This window comes from Anaerolineaceae bacterium oral taxon 439 (genome assembly GCA_001717545.1).
GTDB lineage: Bacteria > Chloroflexota > Anaerolineae > Anaerolineales > Anaerolineaceae > Flexilinea.
Genome location: CP017039.1, coordinates 2,250,835 through 2,270,743, shown reverse-complemented (window position 1 = coordinate 2,270,743; position 19,909 = coordinate 2,250,835). Strand labels below are relative to the sequence as shown.

Annotated in this window: 17 protein-coding genes; 11 read left to right on the top strand and 6 right to left on the bottom strand. The window is 56.9% G+C overall.

From position 1 onward, the window contains the following. Nucleotides 1-42: 42 nt before the first annotated feature. From BEQ56_10075 to BEQ56_10055, 5 genes are all read left to right on the top strand, one after another. Entirely contained in the window at nt 43-1,533 is a 1,491-nt protein-coding gene (locus BEQ56_10075; protein AOH43791.1) for a glutamate--tRNA ligase, read from the top strand. Nucleotides 1,534-1,587: 54 nt separating this feature from the next. Continuing rightward, nucleotides 1,588-2,757: a hypothetical protein gene (locus tag BEQ56_10070; GenBank protein ID AOH43790.1), complete on the top strand. Its 1,170-nt coding sequence runs from the start codon at nt 1,588-1,590 to the stop codon at nt 2,755-2,757. A 67-nt stretch (nt 2,758-2,824) separates the two neighbouring features. Then, nucleotides 2,825-3,571: a hypothetical protein gene (locus BEQ56_10065; GenBank protein AOH43789.1), complete on the top strand. Its 747-nt coding sequence runs from the start codon at nt 2,825-2,827 to the stop codon at nt 3,569-3,571. Then, nucleotides 3,568-4,500, top strand: coding sequence for a hypothetical protein (locus BEQ56_10060; GenBank protein ID AOH43788.1), 933 nt, complete (start codon nt 3,568-3,570; stop codon nt 4,498-4,500). Before BEQ56_10065 ends, BEQ56_10060 begins: the two co-directional genes overlap by 4 nt. Before the next feature lie 59 nt (nt 4,501-4,559). Continuing rightward, on the top strand, nt 4,560-5,627 hold the full coding sequence (locus tag BEQ56_10055; GenBank protein AOH43787.1) for a hypothetical protein: 1,068 nt from the start codon (nt 4,560-4,562) through the stop codon (nt 5,625-5,627). 215 nt (nt 5,628-5,842) lie between these two features. Here BEQ56_10055 and BEQ56_10050 read toward each other — a convergent pair whose 3' ends face one another. The 4 genes from BEQ56_10050 to BEQ56_10035 form a co-directional block, all read right to left on the bottom strand. Next, entirely contained in the window at nt 5,843-6,214 is a 372-nt protein-coding gene (locus BEQ56_10050; GenBank protein ID AOH43786.1) for a hypothetical protein, read from the bottom strand. A gap of 326 nt (nt 6,215-6,540) precedes the next feature. Further along, nucleotides 6,541-6,897: a ribosome silencing factor gene (locus tag BEQ56_10045; protein ID AOH43785.1), complete on the bottom strand. Its 357-nt coding sequence runs from the start codon at nt 6,895-6,897 to the stop codon at nt 6,541-6,543. Nucleotides 6,898-6,942: 45 nt separating this feature from the next. Further along, nucleotides 6,943-7,524 (bottom strand): 2'-5' RNA ligase, encoded by a 582-nt coding sequence (locus tag BEQ56_10040; protein ID AOH43784.1) that lies wholly within the window; start codon nt 7,522-7,524, stop codon nt 6,943-6,945. Nucleotides 7,525-7,699: 175 nt separating this feature from the next. After that, complete coding sequence (locus BEQ56_10035; protein AOH43783.1) at nt 7,700-7,945, bottom strand: hypothetical protein; 246 nt, start codon at nt 7,943-7,945, stop codon at nt 7,700-7,702. A 421-nt stretch (nt 7,946-8,366) separates the two neighbouring features. Here BEQ56_10035 and BEQ56_10030 point away from each other — a divergent pair, with 421 nt between their 5' ends. From BEQ56_10030 to BEQ56_10010, 5 genes are all read left to right on the top strand, one after another. Further along, entirely contained in the window at nt 8,367-9,377 is a 1,011-nt protein-coding gene (locus BEQ56_10030; GenBank protein AOH43782.1) for a hypothetical protein, read from the top strand. Nucleotides 9,378-9,392: 15 nt separating this feature from the next. Then, the gene (locus BEQ56_10025; protein AOH43781.1) at nt 9,393-10,277 is read left to right on the top strand and encodes a hypothetical protein; all 885 of its coding nucleotides are present in this window, start codon (nt 9,393-9,395) and stop codon (nt 10,275-10,277) included. After that, nucleotides 10,258-11,469, top strand: a complete 1,212-nt coding sequence (locus BEQ56_10020) for a hypothetical protein (protein AOH43780.1) — start codon at nt 10,258-10,260, stop codon at nt 11,467-11,469. Before BEQ56_10025 ends, BEQ56_10020 begins: the two co-directional genes overlap by 20 nt. Then, a complete protein-coding gene (locus BEQ56_10015; protein AOH43779.1) occupies nt 11,466-13,601 on the top strand; it encodes a hypothetical protein in 2,136 nt (711 codons plus the stop codon). Before BEQ56_10020 ends, BEQ56_10015 begins: the two co-directional genes overlap by 4 nt. A 177-nt stretch (nt 13,602-13,778) precedes the next feature. Continuing rightward, a complete protein-coding gene (locus tag BEQ56_10010) occupies nt 13,779-16,520 on the top strand; it encodes an alanine--tRNA ligase (protein ID AOH43778.1) in 2,742 nt (913 codons plus the stop codon). Nucleotides 16,521-16,892: 372 nt separating this feature from the next. Here BEQ56_10010 and BEQ56_10005 read toward each other — a convergent pair whose 3' ends face one another. Next, a complete protein-coding gene (locus BEQ56_10005; protein AOH43777.1) occupies nt 16,893-17,753 on the bottom strand; it encodes a hypothetical protein in 861 nt (286 codons plus the stop codon). A gap of 130 nt (nt 17,754-17,883) precedes the next feature. Next, a complete protein-coding gene (locus tag BEQ56_10000; GenBank protein AOH43776.1) occupies nt 17,884-18,744 on the bottom strand; it encodes a hypothetical protein in 861 nt (286 codons plus the stop codon). Between the two features lie 270 nt (nt 18,745-19,014). Here BEQ56_10000 and BEQ56_09995 point away from each other — a divergent pair, with 270 nt between their 5' ends. Beyond that, nucleotides 19,015-19,908: a hypothetical protein gene (locus BEQ56_09995; GenBank protein ID AOH44502.1), complete on the top strand. Its 894-nt coding sequence runs from the start codon at nt 19,015-19,017 to the stop codon at nt 19,906-19,908. Nucleotide 19,909 lies beyond the last annotated feature (1 nt).

Sequence of the window (19,909 nt, the reverse complement as noted above, 5' to 3'; positions counted from 1 at the left end):
TCTAAACGTATCATAAACGAAGAAGAGGCGGGTAAAAATAAAATGACAGATCAAAAGCCGGTACGCGTTCGATTCGCGCCCTCTCCGACCGGGCGGCTTCATCTCGGCGGCGGGCGAACGGCGCTTTACAATTATCTTTTAGCGAAAAAAACGGGCGGTACTTTTATCCTGAGGATCGAGGATACCGATAAGAAGCGTTACGTCGAAGGCGCGGAAAGAGAGATTATCGACGGGCTGCGTTGGCTCGGAATCGACTGGCAGGAGGGACCTGACGTCGGCGGCGAGTACGGACCGTATCGGCAGGCGGATAAGAAAGCGCTCTACCGTCAATACGCCGAGCGGCTCGTCGAGCAGGGCGATGCGTATTATTGCTTCTGCTCTTCGGAGCGGCTGTCGCGCATGAAGCAGGAGCAGCAGCAGCGCAAAGAATTTCCGCATTACGACGGCTGCTGCCGTGAGATTCCGTTGGATGAAGCGCGGAAGCGCGTCGCGGCCGGCGAGCCGCACGTGATCCGCTTTAAGACGCCGAAGGAAGGCGTAACGACGGTTCGGGACCTGATCCGCGGGGAGATTACGGTCGAGAACCGGACGATCGACGATTATATTATCGTCAAGTCGGACGGTTGGGCGCTGTATCACCTGGCGGCGATGGTCGACGATCATCTCATGAAAATTTCGCACGTGATCCGCGGGTCGGAATGGATCCCGACGCTCCCGCTGCATCACCTGATTATCCGTGCGTTTGGGTGGGACGAGCCGGAATGGATTCATCTTTCGCTTTTCCTGAAGCCGGATGGGAAGGGAAAGGTTTCGAAACGGGACTCCGCCGATTTTATAAAGGACGGATATTCGCTCTTCCTGACCGACCTGATCGATTTGGGGTACCTTCCGGAGGCGGTCGTGAACTGGATCGCGTTGATGGGCTGGAGCTTCGACGATCATACCGAGATTTTCACGATGGACGCGCTTGTTCGCGATTTTTCGCTGGAGCACCTGACTCCGTCCCCGGCGGCGATCAATTTTACCAAGCTGGACCATTTTAATGGAACCCATATCCGTATGTTGACGATCGAGGATTTAGCGGCCCGGATCAAGCCTTTCTTCCTTAAAGAAGGGATCGATGCCGACGACGCGACGCTGCTGAAAATTGCGCCGATTATCCGGGAGCGCATGGTCACGCTCGACGAATCGGTCGCGTTAGCCGGTTTTTTCTTCCGCGCCGAGGTTGTGCCGGCGACGGCGGACCTGATCCAGAAAGGACTGACCGCCGCGCAGTGCGCCGAGATCGCGGAGAGAAGCTACGACGTCTTAACGGCGCTCCCGGAGATCAGTCCGAGGATCGGCGAGCCGGAGATGCGCGAGCTGGTCGCGGAGATGGGGCTCAAGCCGGCGCAGGTTTTCGGCGTCCTTCGTGTCGCCGTTACGGGTCAGCGGGTCAGTCCGCCGCTTTTCGAATCGATGGAAATTCTGGGAAAAGAGCTGACGCTGCGTCGGATTCAACGCGCCGCGCGGGAGCTCCGGGCGCAGGGATAGACTGAAGATTGGGCTTTGCCCTATGTTTTGACGATGACGACAAAGGAGGATGTCATGCAGACTTATCGATTTTCAATTCCGACGGAATTATTTTATGGGATCGGCGCGCTGGAGAAGCTGAAGACCGAACCGCTTCCGGGCGAAAAAGCGCTCGTCGTTACCGGCGGGAATTCGATCCGGAAGCATGGGATCCTCGACCGCGTGCTGACGATTTTAGCCGGCCGATCGATCCGGACGGTTCTTTTCGATCGCGTGACCCCGAACCCGGTCAGGGAAACGGTCATGTCGGGGGCGGAAATCGCCAAAGCGGAGCGCTGCGATTTCGTGATCGGGCTGGGCGGCGGTTCGGCGATCGACGCCGCGAAAGCGATTGCGATGATGACGACGAATCCCGGCGATATCTGGGACTACGTTCAGGTCGGCAGCGGCGGAAGGAAGGCTTTCCCGGTCAGGGGGCTTCCGCTCGTTGCGATTCCGACGACGGCGGGGACCGGGACGGAGGGTAATCCGGTCGGGGTCCTGACAAAGACGGAGAGCGGCGAAAAGGTTGGCATGGTTTGCGAATTCCCGGTCAAGTCGATCGTCGATCCGGAACTGACGCTCGGGATCGTTCCGTCGTATACCGCGTTTCAGGGTTTCGACGCGTTATTCCATAGTTTAGAAGGATATCTTTCGGTCCGGTCGACGCCGGTGTCCGACGTCTGGGCGATCGAAGGGATCCGCAATATCTTTTCGTACCTTCCCGCGGCGGTTCAGGACGGACGGAACTTAGAAGCGCGGACCGCCGTTTCTTTCGCGTCGATGCTGGCCGGGATGGTCATCTGTATTTCGAGCTGCACCGGGGCGCATACGATCGAGCACAGTCTTTCCGGTAAAGTTCCTTCCCTTCCGCATGGCGAAGGGCTGATCCTGATTTCGCGGGCGTTTCATGCGTTCGGGGCGCGTCGGATTCCGGAGCGTTACGCGCTGATCGCGGACGCGATCGGCGTCGCGGTCCCGGGCGAGAGCGATGAACGGAACGCGGCCCGGTTCCTTGACGCGTTGGAGGAGTTGAAGATTGCCTGCGGCGTGGATCGGCTGCGCCTGTCGGATCATGGCTTCAACGAGGCGGATATTCCGGGGCTGATTGAAAGTACGCTGATAATCGGCGGCGGCGCGCTGGTCCGCGATCGATATCCGATCGGCCGCGACGATCTGGCGGCGATGCTGCGGGCGTCGTTATAGACCGGGCTGAGGCAGCGCGAAGCGGAGTTATCGTCCTATCAACGAACATGCGGCGAATGAAAACCTGTTGATAACCGGCGCGGGATCGCGGATCGGCGCCGCGCTTGCGCTCGGTCTGGCGCGTCCGGGATTGCGAATCTGGGTTCATTATTATTCGAACGCGGAGGGCGCGGAACGGACCTGCGACGAGATTCGCCGGCGGGGCGGCGCGGCTGAAGCCGTTTGCGCCGATTTACGCGACGGGGCCGGGATCGAGCGCATGTTCACGCGGATCCGCGCTTCAGGCCGTCTGATTGGATTGATCCATTGCGCCGCGGTTTTCTTCCCGTCCAGGCTGGATACGCTGACGACGGCGGATTGGGACGAGCTGTTTTCGGTTAATTTGCGCGGCGCGTGGCTGACGGCCCGAACGGCGGGCGCCGTGATTTCCGAGGACGCGCACGGCGGGTGGATCATCCTGTTTTCCGATTCCGGGGCGCGTCAGGACTGGACATCGTTCGGCGGGTATGTCCTGACGAAGCAGGCGATTTTGGGATTGACGCGCTTGATGGCGAAGACGTTCGCGCCGCGTGTTCGCGTCAACGCGATTTCTCCGGGCCTGATCCTGAAGGATAGCGCTGACGGCGACCGTTGGAGCGCGCTGTCGCGGCGGACGCTTCTCGAACGTCCGGGAGAGATCGACGACCTTCTTCAGGCGGTCCGGTACCTGATCGGCGCGGCATACGTGACCGGGACGGAGCTGATCGTCGACGGCGGCTACCGGTTCCGGCGTGGAGCGGACGAACCGGCGGCAGGAAAGGCGAATGGGGAATGAAATTGCGCGAATTTAATCCTGCGGCGGCGGTAGCGCTGGTTCCGTTTTGGGAAATCCTGCTGATCCTGCTGGGACTGGCGGCGACGCTCGGCGTTCTTTTCTTCTGGGGCGCGACGTTTGGTTGGATCGAACTGATTGGGATTGCGCTGGCATCGGTCGGTTTCTCGGGCGCAGCGCTGATTTTCAGGACGGCGGCGCTGATCCGAGGCGGAAATTTCGCTTCGCGCCGGACGGTCCGGCGGCTGACGACGGCGGTCGGGGCGGTCCGGGAGGATACGGCTGAGACGTTGCTGACGAACGCGTCGGTTCTGGCGCTGGTTTTCTGCTGCGCGGGGCTATCGGGTTTTTTCCCGCTCTTTATCGCCGCGGTTGACCGCGGGCCGCTCCTGCTTTGGCTTGGGCTGACGGTTCTTTTTGCGGTTGTCGATTTGAACCGGATCGCGAGCGTGTCACGGGATTGGACGGCGGAGCTTTTCGAAGGATTGGAAATTTTCGCGCTGCCGGCGCTGCTGACCGTCGCGCTTCAGGACGTGGCTCAGGCCCGGCTTTCGATTTTAGCTTTCCTGGTGCCGAATCTTTTTTTCTATTTCGGTTATCGCTTTTTAAAAGCGATGGCGGATGCTGATCTCGGGACGACGTTTCAGCCGGGGTTGTTTCCGACGATGATTCGGCGCGGGTTCTTTCGCGGATACGCGCTGACGGCGGCGTTGGGATACGTGTCGATCGTTGCGTTGAATTTATCCGGCGTTCCCTGGCGGCTGGTTTCTCCGATGATTTTCGGGTTGCCGCTGTTTACGGCGGGGATTCTCCTGGTCGAGCGGGTCAGGCGCGGCGAACGCTACCATCGTAAACTGATCGGCGGGCTTGGGATGGGCGCGCTGTTGTTTATCCTGTACGTTGAAACGATTACGGGATGGATTTTCGCGTAGACGTTTTATCGTGGCGCGCTGCGAAGCGGTCATGATAAAATAGGATTATTTGGAGGCATATGAGGAAATTCATCGAGCGTATCTTTGCCGGTCTGGCGGTCCTGCTCCTTGCGGCATGCAATATTCCGGATCAGAACACGCCGAAAGGTTTTTTATATACCGTTGAGGCCGAGACGTTTACCGCGGAACAGAATCGCCTGGCGTCGCTGACGCCCCCGACGCCGACGTTTACCGAGACCCCGACTCCGACCGTCACGCCGACGCCTACAGCGACGGGAACGGCGACGTTGGTTCCAACGCCGACGTGGATCATGTATCCCGCCGGAGAGGCGGACGTCTTCGTCCTTTATTATCATGATATCGCCAATAACGCGGACGAGGATCCGTATTATCAATGGGAAAGTCCGTATAACGTGACGACGCTTGAATTTGAACAGCAGGTCCGGACGCTTTACGAACTGGGGTATACGAGTATCACGCTTTCGCAGCTGATCCGGATATTATATGAAGGCGGGGAACTTCCGCCGCGTCCGGTGATGTTCACGTTCGATTCTTCGAAGCGCGGCCAATACGTTAACGCTTATCCGATTTTGCAGAAGTACGGCATGGTTGGGAATCTTTTCCTCTATTCGCAGCAGGTCGACCAGAAGAACAGTATCTCGGCGGACGAGGTGCGCGAGATGATGGCGGCGGGATGGGAAATCGGTTCCTGCGGCTACGACGGTTCTCCGGATCCGGCGCATTACGGCCGTGAAATCGGGATGTCCAAGGTGGATTTGGAAGAGATGTTCGGGCTGCCGATCGAGGCGTTCGCTTATTCCGGCGGGATTATGGACGCGAACGGGGAGATGGTTTCCCGCGTGAGCAGCGCGTTGTATAAAATCGCGTTCACGAAGCAGCAGACGATTCACCAGACGAAGAATATCCTGTTCATGCTGGGGCGGTACGAGATTAATAAGGGCGTTTCTTACGGCGACTTTTTCCAGCTTCTCCCCTGGCAGGAGGGGAGCGTTTCCGAAGACACGATGACCTGGTCGCTCCCGTCGCCGACGCGCGATCCGATCGAGTATACGCAGACAAAAGAAGCGTTCGACGCACAGCAGGCAGCGACGCCGCCCGCGCCGTAGAAACTAAACAAATCAGGTGTTGAATCCGCTTTGTTTAGTTCGGACAGGGCGGAAGGCCGCGATTCATTCCGGAACCGACGCGGATTCTTCTTCAGCGGTTTCAGGATGTAAAGACGGCGCTTTCAGAATTGAACGTACAAAAAAGATCCGGTTTGCAAAATTCGCCGGATCTTTTTTCTGGAAAAAAACCTGAAATTCGCTTCAAAAGAACGAATTTACTTTTCGGAACCTTCAGGATTATTGATCAGTTCGGCTAACGTATAATCTTTCATGATTTCGTTCATTCGCGAACCGACTTCCTTCCAGACGCCCAGCGCGATTTCGTTTTCGGCAATCGTTGAATCGCCTTCGACGACGGGGACGGAGAACCGACCCTCGAGGGCATGGATAATATCGAACAGGGAAGTTTCCAATCCCTTATTTCCGAGGCGCAACCCGCCTTTGGGTCCTGGCGTCGCCTTGATCAGGCCGTTCAACTGCAAAGCGTGCGCGATCTGATGCAGGAACGGGAGCGGAATTTCGAGCTGTTCCGCGTACTTCGACGTGGCAATCGATTGATTGTCCTTATTGAACGCCAGCGCAACCATTAACTGCAAACCATAATTCAACTTTCTGCTTACCTTTAACATAGACAATTTCTCCGATTCTTTCTGATTGAGCCCGGGGGATTTGGTGGTTGGCCCAATCTCCAATATGTTACTTTCCAATTTTACAGTAAAATAAAAAAAATAGCAATATAAAACCGTTGTGTTGAATTAAGGTTTGATTAAGACGGACGAATTGTACGGAGTAATTTTGAAACGGAATTTGAAAGATTCAGCGATCTCCTTGGAATTTGTCCGACAATTTCAGAACTAAACAATGCTGAACAAAGCGATTCGTTTAGTTTGAAACCGCGAAAAAATCGTCCGGCTTACTGAATTCGCAGGAGCGTTTTCGCTTCCTTCCAAAGCGATTCGAGATCGTAGAACTCGCGCCGTTCCGGCGAAAAGATATGCACGACGATATCGCCCAGATCGATCAGCGTCCATCCGCCGCCGCTGACGCCCTGAAGCTTGCTGTGAAGCTTGAATTCGTCGCGGATTTTATCCTGAACGGCGTCGGCGAGCGCCTGGATCATGCGGTCGGAGGTGGCGCTGACGATGATGAAATAGTCGGTAAAGTCGACCTGTTCGGAGACGTCGAGGAAAAGGATATCTTCGCCTTTATGTTCTTCGAGAATTTCGACGATGCGTCGGGCAATGGCTGCGGTGGGGGTGTCTTGATTCATCCTGTATCCTTCACATAAAAAATATATTTGAAATTATAACCGGTGTTAACGCTCAAACGCAGCCGAAAAGCGTTTTTTATAAACGGGAACGTGCCCGCTCAGGTCAGAGCTGAAACAGCAGATTTCGCGGACCGGGACAGGGTCGAAGCAAACCTCGCGCAGCGTCGTCACGATCGCGGCGGTTTCGCGTTCGCTGAGCGTTCCGGCGTTGACGCGGGCGAGAGTCATGTGCGGCCGGAAGGGCTTCCGGTCGCCGTCGATCCCGGCCCGGGCGAGTTGACCGGCGACCGATTTCGCGACATCGCGGAGCCGCGCCGCGCCTCGCGGATCGAAGCCGAGCCAGAAGACGCGCGCCGCCGCCGGGTTCGGGAAGACGCCGCAGCTCTGGATTTCCGCGCGGAAGGGGCGGAGACCGGCCGCGGCGGTCTCGATCGCTTCGCGGATCGCGGGCAGCTCCGATTCGGCGGTGTCCCCGAGGAAGCGCAGCGTAAGATGCAGGTTGTTCGCGGGGACGGGCCGGATTCCGGGCCGGTTCAGCGCCGCGCTTGAAAGCGGCCCGGCGCAAATCTGCGCTTTGACGCTGTCGGGGAGCGGGACGGCGATAAAGAGGCGGAGGGTTTTTTCCATGCAGTTAAGTATAGCTGGGAATATCGCGTGGAGATGACGATGAACCGGCGTTTTTTTAACCCCTGACACCTGGAAAGAATCGTGGTTCCAGCGCGTATTTTTTGTCATATCTGGCGGGGAGCAAGGGCGTCTTTCGCATATATAAAAATTGGACAGGAAAAAGCTCAGGCTTTTTTTATGACTTTAATCCTTGACACTCAAAAAGAATTTGAACTAATATAAGTTGAGTGATGGCATAATAGATGGCATGGAGGTTCATCAGAAGAGAAGCGCTATCGAAGGAGAGTAAAATGAGAAAGTTAATGATTGCCGTATTGTTGATCAGGACTTGTCGCTGAGCTCGTTTTATGCGGTTGCTGCGGATGAAAGGGGGTATAAAGACGGATATGCGGATATCCCATCTGTTCATAAGCAAATACATGGGATCCTTTCTACCAGTAATACCACCCAATCTGGGTCAGCTTCCTCAACAACGCGTATCGAGGACGGTGGCTGTTGCGGTATTATTTTGACTGCTAAGTTGGATGTTAAGGATCGGAAAACGGGTCAAGGCCTTCTCGGGGGAGAAAAAAAGCTGAATCAGCGCCTGGAGGTAGTTCTGCCTCTATTTCGGCTGCATTTATTGCTGAATCAGCAATGGTTTATACAACACACGATGCAAGTGCTGCCACGATACCGATTACACTTCAGTTAAATTTGATTTGTCCGAATTAACAATATGATGGACTTGCCCTCACAGCTTCGTGAAGGCGAGTCCATCGCACTTTGTATGGATGAATATGGCGATGAAAAATGAACAATTAATGCGTGGGCTAACAGTATTTACAATAGTGATCGCAGCATTGCTGGGAACGTTTGGGATCTGTTTCGCGGAAACGGATCCGTTTGCCGAGAACGACGCGCAGGCCGAGGACATTCTGGCGCAGACGATTCCGCAAATCTGGATGTATCCGAAAACGAAGACCTGGGACGACGACGATCCGCTGGATACGCGGATCCGGTACGTCGGCGAACCGGTGGAATTGGCTTATGAGCTGGTTGCGCCGGACGGCGACGCGAACGCGGCGTATATCCTGTTCGCGGACGGAATCGTTCAGCCGTACCGGTTGGCCGATCCGGCGGACGAAGCGGAAGGGATCGACGCGCCGGTCCATTTTTTCCGGCTTAAAAAGAACGAGACGCGCGAGATTACGATCCTGTTCGATCCGGTTGTGGGGAAAAAGGGGGATACCGTCGGGCTGTATTTCGCGGTCGTTATTGGACCGTTGTACGTCCCACCCGATAAGGAGCATCCCGGCTACGGTCATTTCAGCGAACTTGCCACCTCCAATCCGACCCGGCTGATTATGGAAGCGGATTCCAGGGGCGAGAGCGCGGAAGACGCGCTGGCGGCCGCATACCGGATTCCGGCGGTTACGCAGCCGATTCCGGAAAATCAATGGCGGCCGGGCGGGACGTTCGAGGAGCGGGCTGAAGAAAGCCTGCGGATGTGGACGAATTACCTGCGCCCGATCGGAGAGCCGCAGGTCCCGATCGCGTATATCGAAGCCGAAAACGGGACGGTTCAATTTCAGCTGCTGCGGACGGGCGGGACGAGCTTTTCCTACCGGACGACGGTTTTTGTGAACCATGAGCCGATCGCGGTCGACGGTCATCCGGATTTCGTCTTCGACGCGGAATATGGAATGGAAACGTCGGTTCCGATTACGCTGGACGTCTCCTCATACCCGCGGCGAAATACGCTGTACGCGGTAACGGTTCCGGTCGGCGATCTGACCCGGATTCGAATGGGCGAAGCGTCTTTTATGCAATCGGAACGGTTGCTGCTGATCAACGATCTGGCTGAGGAGTAGAAGATCGGAGGCGGATTGGAGCTGCGGGCGGTTGGACTGACGAAGCGGTATGGAGCGGAAACGGCGCTGGACGATTTCAGCTGCGTTTTCCGCGAGGGAATTTACGGGATTTTGGGCCCGAACGGAGCGGGGAAGACGACGCTGATCCGGCTGATTCTGGCGCTGATCCCCGCGACGGCGGGGAACGCGCTCTGGAACGGGGTTCCGACGGGGGAAAAGGGAAGCGGTTTCCGGACCGCGGTCGGCTACCTTCCGCAGGATAACCAGTTTTACCGCGACTTCAGCGCGCGGGCGTTTCTGGAATATATCTGCGAATTGAAGGACGTTCCCCGGGACGAGCGGGAACGTCAGGTTGCCGAGACGCTGGAGCTGGTCAACCTGACGAACGCGGCGGATAAAAAGATCGGGGCGTATTCGGGCGGGATGCGCCAGCGGTTGGGCGTTGCGCAGGCGCTGATCGGGTATCCGCCGGTCCTGATTCTCGACGAGCCGACGGCCGGACTGGACCCGATCGAGCGGGCGCGCTTTCGGAACGTGATTTCGAGCTTGTCGGCCGGGCGGATCGTGATTCTCGCGACGCATATTGTTTCCGATATCGAGCTGATTGCGAATGAGGTGATCCTGCTTCGAGACGGGCGGATCGCGCGCGACGGTTCGACGAAATCGCTCCTGACCGAGGTTGAGGGGAAGGTCTGGGAATGGACGGTTCCGGAAACGATGATCGATTCGGTCTTAAAGACGTATCGCGTCGGGAATATGTACCGGGAGGGGGACCGGGTGACCGCGCGGATCGTCGGCGATACGGCGCCGGATCCGGGCTGCGTTTCGGTCCCGGCGACGCTCGAAGACGCGTTTCTGTATTTCTGCGGAGCGGACGGCGATGGGACTGATCAGCGCTGAATTTAAGAAGATTCTGAGCCGGAAATCGGTCTGGATCGCTTTGCTGCTGCTGACCCTGATCGAAGTTGGATTCGTCTGGCAGCTGGACCGGAATTATGGGAATTTCCCGCAGTCCGACAGATTCATGCGTCCGGCGTATCGGGCGCTCTATCGCGAGATCGGCGAAGGCGAGATTACGCCGGATAAGTCGGATTTCGTGATTTCGGAGTTCAACCGTCTGGCGAAGATTGCCTTGGCCGGATCGTATTCGATTGTGTACGATCCGGCGATGTATACCGGGTACGAACGCGCGGACTACTACTTATTTAAGGAAGGTTTTTATAATCCAATGCGCTGGGCGTTCGCGTATAAACGGAAGAATGACCCGATTGTCGAGCGGGCGGCGGAGAATATCGCTTTTTTCGAGGCGATCGGCGACGTTTATCAATCGCGCCGGAACCGCCTGATCGCCGGCGCGTACGGCGGTCGGGAGCTGACGGCGTTTTACGATACGGCCGGGTTCCGCGAGCTGCTCCTGGATCGGAGCTGCGCGCTGCTGATGATGCTGTTCGTCGTTTTTTCGTTAGCGCCGCTTTTTTCAATTGAAACGACGACGGGGATGGCGCTGATCTTAAAGACGGTTGAGCGGGGGCGGGCGGCGACGGTCCGAAGCAAGCTGCTTCTGGCTGTGGGCTGGATTCTCGCGACGGAGATCGTTTTTTCGCTGGTCCGGCTCGGCGCGACCGCGCTCTTTTTCGGGCTGCATGGCGCGGCTTATCCGCTGTACGGCGTGGTGGATCTGTCGTATTTCCGTGCGGATTTCGCGCTGTCGTTTTTCTCGGGGACGATCGGAGAAGCGGTCGGGATCAAGACGCTCCTGGAGCTTCTCTGGCTTCTCTTTGTCGGCGGTATCGTTTTGCTGGTGTCGCGGCGGGTCGGGAAGCCGTTCCTGTCGTTCCTGATCAGCTTCGCTTTGGGGGTGGGGATTTATGCGCTGGGGGACCTGTCCGTTCCGACGCCGTTTGCTTTCGCGCGTTGGCTGATCCCGACGACGCTTCTCGATTTTTCCGCGTTGTTTTCGAGGTTTGACGTCGCGAACGTCTTCGGGTTTCCCGTTTATTCTGTTGTGCTGCTGGTTTCGTTAACCTTTTTGCTGACAGGCGTTTTCTTCTTTTTTACGGCGGTTTCCCGCTCAGGAATGGAGGGAGGATGAATCGTTCGCTGACCGAAATCCGGAAGGGGATCCCGGTTTTCGCGTACCTTCTGATCGTCTGCGGATGGGTCGCGTTGAAAATTATCATCCTCAATGTTTCACATTACCGTGTCGACAGCTACACGGCCGCGAACGCCGGCGCGTACCGGGCGCTTCTTGAACCGTTTCGCGGAAGGGTTACCGATGCGACGGCGGAGACGCTCGACGCGCTCGCGGAACGGTACACGCGGACGTACAGCCAGGCTGAAGAATGGCTCGTCCGGTATCGGAGCGGTGAAATCGACCGTGCGGAGGTCCTCGCGGCGTTCGACGCGGAGACGGGGTTCCGGGACGAGGAGACGTTGTTCCTGCGCATGTACGATCAATACCTGTACGCGCGCGAGAAGCCGGATGAACGGTACCTGCTCGACGGGAACGGGTGGACTGCGCTGCTGACGGAAGAGCGGATGGACTGGTTGATGATTTTTGTGATGCTGGCGTTCCTGCTCCCGCTTTTCAGCGTCGAATTTGACTGCGGGATGTTCCCGTTGCTGCTGACGTTTCCGGGCGGCGGCGACCGCCTGACGCGTGTCAAGCTGTCGCTGTCGGTCTGGATCGCGGTGGGGCTGACCCTGATTTCGATTCTGGTGGAAACGTTTCTGATTCATTTCAAATTCGGCCTGCTGAACGGAAATTACCCGCTTCAAAGTTTGCGTTATTTTCAGGCTTCGCCGCTTCACGTGTCTTTCTGGGCGGCCTGGGGGATCGTTTCCGGTTACCGGCTGATCGGCGCGGTTCTGTTCAGCGCGTGCGTGCAGTTCTTCGTCTCTCTGACCCGTTCGTCGCTGAACGGCGCGTTCATGAGCGTCTGCCTGCTGGCCGTGCCTTATTATCTCCCGGGAAACGCGGTTTATAAGTATTTCTTCCCTTCGCCGTTGGGGTTCATGATCGGGCAGGGGTATATCCGCCCCGGCGATTTCGTCCTCGGGTTGGCCGACGGCGGCGGGGTCCAGGCCATTCCGGAGTTTTCGACGATCTCGCCCATGGCGCAGGCGGTTTCGCTGCTGATCGCGGGGCTGCTGCTCGCGGGGATGATCCGGGCGATTTACCGGCTGAACGGCGATTTCATGCGGAAGGTTCAGCGCGCGGGGTTGGATAAAGTCTTTATCGCGACGATCGCCGCCGCGGCCGCGATCCTGGCTTCCGCGAACCGGATTGCCGCGTCGGAGCTTCCGGAAATTTTCAACAGTTCGCCGGGAAATTCCATGGCGATCGTCGACGGGGCTTTTTACTCGGCGGAATACGGTATCCGGACGATTCCGGATCCTTCGGCGCTCGAATTTCGCGACGCGGTCCGCGATCCGTTTTTTACGCAGCTCAGCGGCGATTTCCATTCGGCTGCAATTTATGTTGATCCGGATTGGCTGTATTACGCGTTTCAGGAGGATACGCAGCACGGGATCGCGAACGTTTTTCGCAGGCAGGGACTCAGGGACTACGTCGACATGGAGATTTGCCGGGTGGAACTCGACTATTCAGATATTGTCAGCGAGTTGATGTATTTTATTCATGACCGTAAGATTTACCTGCTGAAGGCGCATACGATTGATGTGATTGACCCGATGAGCTGCGATCCGACGGTTTTTCTGACGAACGTTGACCCCTACCGGGTTTCGTATGACGGCGAATCGATTTATTATAGCGACGCCGCATACCGGCTTTATCGGTTCGATTTTTCGACGGGACGGAGCGAGGCGATCTATTCCGAGGTTCGGGCGACGAGGTTTTTCCTGACGCGCGATAAGCTTTACTATACGTCCGTTTTGGATGATGAAAACCTGTATGAGCTGGACCGGGCCAGCGGCGAATCGCGGCTGATAGCGGAGCGGGTTTACAATTCCCGGTTCCAGAGCGACGGCGAGGCGCTGTATTTTTATGCCGGCGTTCGGACCTTGCAGGGGCAGTCGCTGCATCGATATGATCTGGAAACGGGGGAGGTCGTGGACAGCGAGATCTTCGGGCTGATGAATTTCGGCGTTTTTGGACCCGACGATCCGATTTACGCGTTTCAGTATGTCGCCGGCATCGACAATATGAAGCCGATTCGGATCGATAAGCCGACGTTCGCGATCGAGGAACTCGCCGGCAAGTAGCAGGTTTTACCGGTTTTTCTTTCCTCTTCACGTGTCCCCGCCGCGTGGGTTTTTCCATCGTATTCGTTTGTTTCAGGCCCGGCCCGTTCTTAATTATTCGCGGCGAAGGGTCAGTTTTCGCGCCGGTCAAGTATAATTTATCGGATAGTTCATCTTTATGAAGAGGCGATACAACACATGAAGCATCCGATTCTTTCCGGCAACGATATTCGAAAACAATTCATTGATTTTTTCGTCGAACGGGGCCATACCGCCGTTCGCTCCTCCTCCCTCGTTCCGGTCGGCGACCAGACGATCCTGTTTACCAACGCCGGCATGGTTCAGTTCAAGGACGTTTTTCTGGGAACGGATAAGCGGGAGTATAAACGCGCCGCTGACAGCCAGAAATGCATGCGTGTAGCGGGAAAGCATAATGATCTCGACGAGGTCGGCCGGGACGATACGCACCATACGTTTTTCGAGATGCTGGGGAACTGGTCCTTCGGCGATTATTACAAGAAGGAAGCGATCGAATGGGCCTGGACGCTGCTGACCGAGGTCTGGGGGCTGGACAGGAGCAAGCTTTGGGCGACCTGTTTCAAGGACGAGCGCGGGGAGATCGAGGCCGACGCGGAGGCGTTCGAAATCTGGAAGCGTCAGCCGGGGATGAATCCGGATCATGTCCGCTATTTCGGGCGCAAGGAAAATTTCTGGGAGATGGCGGATACGGGGCCCTGCGGTCCCTGTTCCGAGATTCATATCGACCTGGGGCCGGATCACTGCGATAAGCGGGACATCCCCGGGCACGTCTGTTCCGTGAATGGCGATTGTTCGCGGTTTCTGGAGCTCTGGAACCTGGTTTTCATTCAGTATAACCGCGTCGGTCCGAACGAGCTTCTCCCATTGACGCAGAAGTTCGTCGACACGGGGATGGGGTTCGAGCGGATCGTCTCGATCCTTCAGGGCGTCGATTCCAATTATCGGACCGACCTGTTCAGAGCTGCGCTGGAAACGATTCAGCGGCTGACCGGGACGGACGACGCGGAGATGGCGGCGAATTTCACTCCTTACCGCGTGATCTGCGACCATGCGCGGGCGGCGTCGTTCCTGATCGCCGACGGGGTCGTTCCGGGGAATATCGGGCGAAATTATATCTGCCGCATGATTATCCGGCGCGCGGTCCGCTTCGGTCATCAGCTGGGCCTGACCGAACCGTTCATGCACAAGGTCGCGGAAGCGATGATCGAAACGTATCAGGACGCTTATCCGGAGCTGCGGCGGTCGCGTGACGCGATTCTTTCAGGGCTGATCGCGGAAGAGGAGCGGTTTAATAAGACGCTCGACGCCGGGATTCATCAGCTGAACGAGATCCTGGCGGGGATGCGCGCCGTGGGGAAGACGGTTATCGACGGGGCGGTCTGCTTTGACCTGTACTCGACGCATGGGCTTCCGATTGAGATTACCTACGATCTCGTCCGCGATCAGGGGTTCGACGTCGATCGCGAGGGTTATCGGGCCGCCGCCGAGGCGCATCGGATCGCTTCCGGCGCGGGAAAGGCGATTGGGAAGATGACCGGCGAGGAGGCCGAGCGGTACGGCGTATACCTGAATGAGCTGATTTCCGGCGGGAAGCTTCCGGCGGAGGGGGTCCGCTATGATCCGTATCAGCGCGAGCCGGTGGAAACGACGCTGCTGTTGGCGCTGTCCGACGGGGCGCCGTATGCGGCGATTGGCGAGGGCGAGGATGCGGAGCTGATCGTCGGCGCGACGAATCTGTATCTGGAGATGGGCGGGCAGGTCAGCGATACCGGGACGATCCGGGCGGCGGACGGGTCGTTCGTCTTTGAGGTGAAGGATGTCCGAAGGCCGCTGAACGGGCTGATACTGCATTCCGGGACGGTCGTTTCCGGGACGGTCGAGGCTGGGAAGGCGGCCGTCGTCGAAATCGACCTGGAGCGGCGGCGCGATATTCAGGCGAATCATACCGCGACGCATCTTCTTCACGCGGCGCTTCATCGGGTTATCGGCGATCAGGCGCGTCAGGCGGGTTCGCTCGTTGCGCCCGACCGGCTCCGCTTTGACTTTAATTCGAATCGCGCGCTGACGGCGGAGGAGCTTTCGGAGATCGAACGGATCGTTAATCAGGATATCCTCGCCGGATATCCGGTCATGACGACGATCGAGAATCTGGACGACGCGATGAACGAAGGGGTCATGGCGATTTTCAACGAAAAATATGGCGATCGGGTCCGCGTGCTGCGGATTCTCGACGGGGAGACGCCGGTTTCGGCGGAGCTCTGCGGCGGGACGCACGTTTCCAATACGGCGGAGATCGGGCCGTTTATTCTTCTCAGCGAGGGCAGCGTCGCGACCGGGATCCGTCGGATCGAGGCGATTACGCGCCGTGCCGCGATCGAGTTTATCCGGGTCCAGAACCTGTTGGTCCACGAGATGACGCGCGTGTTTAACGTCAGCCGCGAGGATCTTCTCAAACACGCAGTCGAGACGCGTCAGAACCTGAAGGAGCTGGCGAAGGAGCTGGACGCAGTGAAGCGGAGCGCGCTGATTCAGAAGCTGGGGGACCTGAAGGGGCGTTCGGAGGAGATTCATGGGATCCCGACGCTGATGATGCTGGTTCCGGGGATGGAGATGGATGCCCTGCGGCAGCTTTCGGACCGCTTCAAGTCGGAGCATGAGAACGCGGTGACGGTATTGGGAACGGTACTCGGTGGGCAGGTGCAATTTATCGCGTCGGTTTCCGAGGCGCTGGCGAAGCGCGGGCTGAGCGCGAACGAGCTGATCCGGAGGATGACGGCGCTGGTCGGCGGGAAGGGCGGCGGCCGGCCGACGATGGCTCAGGGCGGCGGGAAGGACGTGTCGAAGGCGGACGCTGCGATGGCCGCTGCGCGGGAGATGATACGCGAGCGTGCGGAGGGGTAGGGGGGAGCCCGGCGTCTTCAGCGGAAGGCGCCGGTGTTTTTTTAAATAAATAACTTGAAATTGTCGATAAGAGAATTCAGAGGAATAGCCTATCAGATAATTCTTTGTTGATAAAAGAGACACCGAATTTTTTCATGTTTTTCCATTCATCTCTAAGTTTGTCAACAGGAACGACTTCATATACAAATAGCCAACTTTTATCCATTTCCTGATCTAAGAGACTTAATAAATAACATTAGCCAGTCTTTCTATATCTTTTATTTCGGTGTTAAAAGGAAGAAACACGAATTTTTCCATTAGTGGAAGTAAATAGGGGTAAATCACAGCAAATCGAAGTCTGGCCCCACTCGGGACCAGACTCCATCTTAATCTTTACCGGCCTTTCGCAAAGAAGAAAACGGCGAGCGTCCCGGGGCCTGAATGCGACCCGATAACAGGCCCGAGGTCGTTCACGAAGAATTTCGTCGTTCCAGCTTCTTTTCGGATCATCTCTTTCGTCTCCTCAACATCGTCGATGCAGTCTCCGTGAGCGATGTAGATTGTCTGATCTTCCGGGTTGACGGCGGTTTCACGGACGATTTCGGCGATCCGCGCCAGCGATTTCTTCCGCCCGATCTTCTTCTCCATGGGGATGAGCTTGCCGTTGTTGTCGACATGCAGGACGGGCTTGATTTTCAGCGCGCTCCCGAACCAGGCGGCGCTGGCGGAAATCCGTCCGCCGCGTTTCAGGAAGTTCAGATCGTCGACAGTGAACCAATGCGCGGTTTTCAGCTTATTCTCTTCGACCCATTGCGCGACTTCGTCGATTGTCTTCCCCTGATCGCGGACCTCGACCGCCTTATCGACGATCAGCCCTTCGCCGAGCGCGGCGGCGAGCGTGTCGACGGTCAGGATCCGGACGTTCGGATTCTCCTTCATGATATTCTGCGCCGCGACGGTACTGGAATGATACGTTCCGCTGAGTCCGGAGCTGAACGCGAGGTAGAGGATTTCGTGATATCCCTGCGCGATGATTCTCCGGAAGACATCTTCGAATTCAGGCGGGTTGATCTGGCTCGTCCGTGACATCGAACCTGCGCGCAACTTATTATAAAAGTCTGCGCTGCGGATCGTCGGGTCTCCCGGCGCGTTATCGAGAAAGAAGCTCAAATTCAGGATTTGAAAATCTTTACAGGTCGTGTTTCGCGATGCGGGTAAATCGCTGCAGTTGTCAGCGAGGATATAGAAAGACATGTCGGTTTCCTTTCCTACTATGGTTCATTTGGCGGGGTTCTTCGTTTTCCTGATAAAATCGCCAAACGTTTAATATTGTCAATAATTGTACTTTATAATTCTTGCCTGCATGTCCGCCGGGCAGGATTCCTTACCGTTCCGTGCCTGAAAATATGACCGCGAGCGTCCCGGGACCAACGTGAGACCCGATAACGGGCCCCATTTCCGTCAGGATGACGTTTTTTGTGCCGGTTTGAGCTTCGATCGCCGTTTTGACGCTGTTCGCTTCTTCGGGGATATCGGCATGCAGGACGTAAACGATCCCCTTTTCCCGGTTGAGAGCGGTCTCGCTGTAGTGATCGATGAGGCGCTGGATGGCTTTGGCGCGGCCGATTTTCTTTTCGACAGGGACGAGTTTCCCGCTTGAGTCGATATGCAGGACGGGTTTGATGTTGAGCGCCATTCCGAACCATGCCGCGCCCGCGGAAAGGCGCCCGCTGCGTTTCAGGTAAGTCAGGTCTCCGACGGTAAACCAGTGGCAGATGCGGTGTTTCCGGGCTTCGATCAGGTCGCGGGTTTCGCTGAGCGATTTTCCCTGATCGCGCGCCTCGACGGCTGATTTGACGAGATGCCCCATGCCGATCGACGCGGAGATTGTATCTGTGACGAGAATCGTTGTGTCAGGATGCTTTTTCATGACGGTATTCGCGGCGTTCACTGCGGATTCGTAGAGTCCGGACAGCTTCGAGGACAGCGTTATACTGAGGAACTCGCGTTTCCCTTCCGCGATCAGTTCCTCATAGAGCGCGATGAAGGTCGGCGGGTTGATTTGCGCGGTGCGGGTGTTCGCGCCGTTGCGCATGGCTTCGAAAAATTCATGCCCCGTGATTCCTGGGTCGCCTTCGACGTCGTTGATAAAATAAGGGACGTGAAGATAGCTGAAATCCGAAAAACTTTCCCGGTCCGCGGCGGATAAATCCGCGTTGCTGTCGGTTACGATATGAAATCCCATGGCGTTCTCCCGGTTTCTTTGGTTCTGGTTTGCTGATGCTATTATAGTGTAAGGAATTTGAAACCATTCTGTAAAATCGGCGATTCGTGATAGCCGGTTCCGTCCGAGGCAGTCCGTTTCGGCGCATTCTGCGGAACTTAAGGTTAAGATTGGGTCCGAATCGCGAAAGTTGACCTATAATAATGCTTGAGAAAGTTCAACTTGCGGGGCGGAACCGTCCTGCGTTTCTGATCGTACATGAAGAAAGCTGAGGGATTTGGAATGACGGCGATGAAAATCGGGTATATCGGGTTGGGGCTGATGGGGAAGGCGATGGCGCGGAATCTCCTGAAAGCCGGCTTCCCGGTTATCGTCCATAATCGCAGCCGCGAGGCGGTTCGTGAGTTGGTCCGGGAGGGGGCCGGGGAGGCGTTCAGTCCCGCGGAAGTTGCGCGCCGCGTTGATATCGTTTTTACCAACGTCCCGAATTCGGATACGGTTGAAGAGGTCGTCCTCGGCGCGGATGGGATCCTTGCAGGGGCGCATCCGGGGTTGATTTTTATCGATAACTCGACGATCAAGCCGGGCTCCGCGCGAAAGGTCGCCGCGGAACTGGCTGAAGTTGGGGTCATGGCGTTGGACGCGCCGGTCAGCGGCGGGCAGCTCGGCGCGATTAACAGGACGTTAACCGTCATGGTTGGCGGCGATCCGGACGCTTTGGAAACGGCGTTTCCGGCGCTGAACGCGTTCGCGAAGAAAGTAACCTATATTGGAGGGAGCGGCTGCGGTCAGATTGCCAAATGCGCGAATCAGATCATGGTCGCTGCGCAGATGGTCGCGATGGGCGAGCTGCTCCTGTTCGCGAAGAAGGCCGGCGCTGATCCCGAGAAAGTTACACAGGCAATTTGCGCCGGCGCTGCGCAGTGCTGGACGCTGGATACGAAGCCGGAGCGGATTTTTAACGGCGAATTGGCTCCCGGGTTCAAGTCCGAGATGATGTCGAAGGATTTGACAATTGTTGTCGAGACAGCGCGGGAATATGGAATCCCGATTCCTTCGGCGGCGCTGGATGCGCAGCTGTACGAATCGATGATTCAGTGCGGCGACGGAGCTTTGGACAATTCGGCGGTTTTTCGCGTAATCGAGAAGCTGGCTGGGATTCATTTGTTGGAGGAAAATAAATAAT

Bases quoted from the DNA above. Each gene is read 5' to 3' on its own strand.
- BEQ56_10075 (AOH43791.1), top strand. From the start codon at position 43: ATGACAGATCAAAAGCCGGTACGCGTTCGATTCGCGCCCTCTCCGACC.
- BEQ56_10070 (AOH43790.1), top strand. From the start codon at position 1,588: ATGCAGACTTATCGATTTTCAATTCCGACGGAATTATTTTATGGGATC.
- BEQ56_10060 (AOH43788.1), top strand. From the start codon at position 3,568: ATGAAATTGCGCGAATTTAATCCTGCGGCGGCGGTAGCGCTGGTTCCG.
- BEQ56_10055 (AOH43787.1), top strand. From the start codon at position 4,560: ATGAGGAAATTCATCGAGCGTATCTTTGCCGGTCTGGCGGTCCTGCTC.
- BEQ56_10050 (AOH43786.1), bottom strand. From the start codon at position 6,214: ATGGTTGCGCTGGCGTTCAATAAGGACAATCAATCGATTGCCACGTCG.
- BEQ56_10045 (AOH43785.1), bottom strand. From the start codon at position 6,897: ATGAATCAAGACACCCCCACCGCAGCCATTGCCCGACGCATCGTCGAA.
- BEQ56_10040 (AOH43784.1), bottom strand. From the start codon at position 7,524: ATGGAAAAAACCCTCCGCCTCTTTATCGCCGTCCCGCTCCCCGACAGC.
- BEQ56_10035 (AOH43783.1), bottom strand. From the start codon at position 7,945: ATGTATTTGCTTATGAACAGATGGGATATCCGCATATCCGTCTTTATA.
- BEQ56_10020 (AOH43780.1), top strand. From the start codon at position 10,258: ATGGGACTGATCAGCGCTGAATTTAAGAAGATTCTGAGCCGGAAATCG.
- BEQ56_10015 (AOH43779.1), top strand. From the start codon at position 11,466: ATGAATCGTTCGCTGACCGAAATCCGGAAGGGGATCCCGGTTTTCGCG.
- BEQ56_10010 (AOH43778.1), top strand. From the start codon at position 13,779: ATGAAGCATCCGATTCTTTCCGGCAACGATATTCGAAAACAATTCATT.
- BEQ56_10005 (AOH43777.1), bottom strand. From the start codon at position 17,753: ATGTCTTTCTATATCCTCGCTGACAACTGCAGCGATTTACCCGCATCG.
- BEQ56_10000 (AOH43776.1), bottom strand. From the start codon at position 18,744: ATGGGATTTCATATCGTAACCGACAGCAACGCGGATTTATCCGCCGCG.
- BEQ56_09995 (AOH44502.1), top strand. From the start codon at position 19,015: ATGAAAATCGGGTATATCGGGTTGGGGCTGATGGGGAAGGCGATGGCG.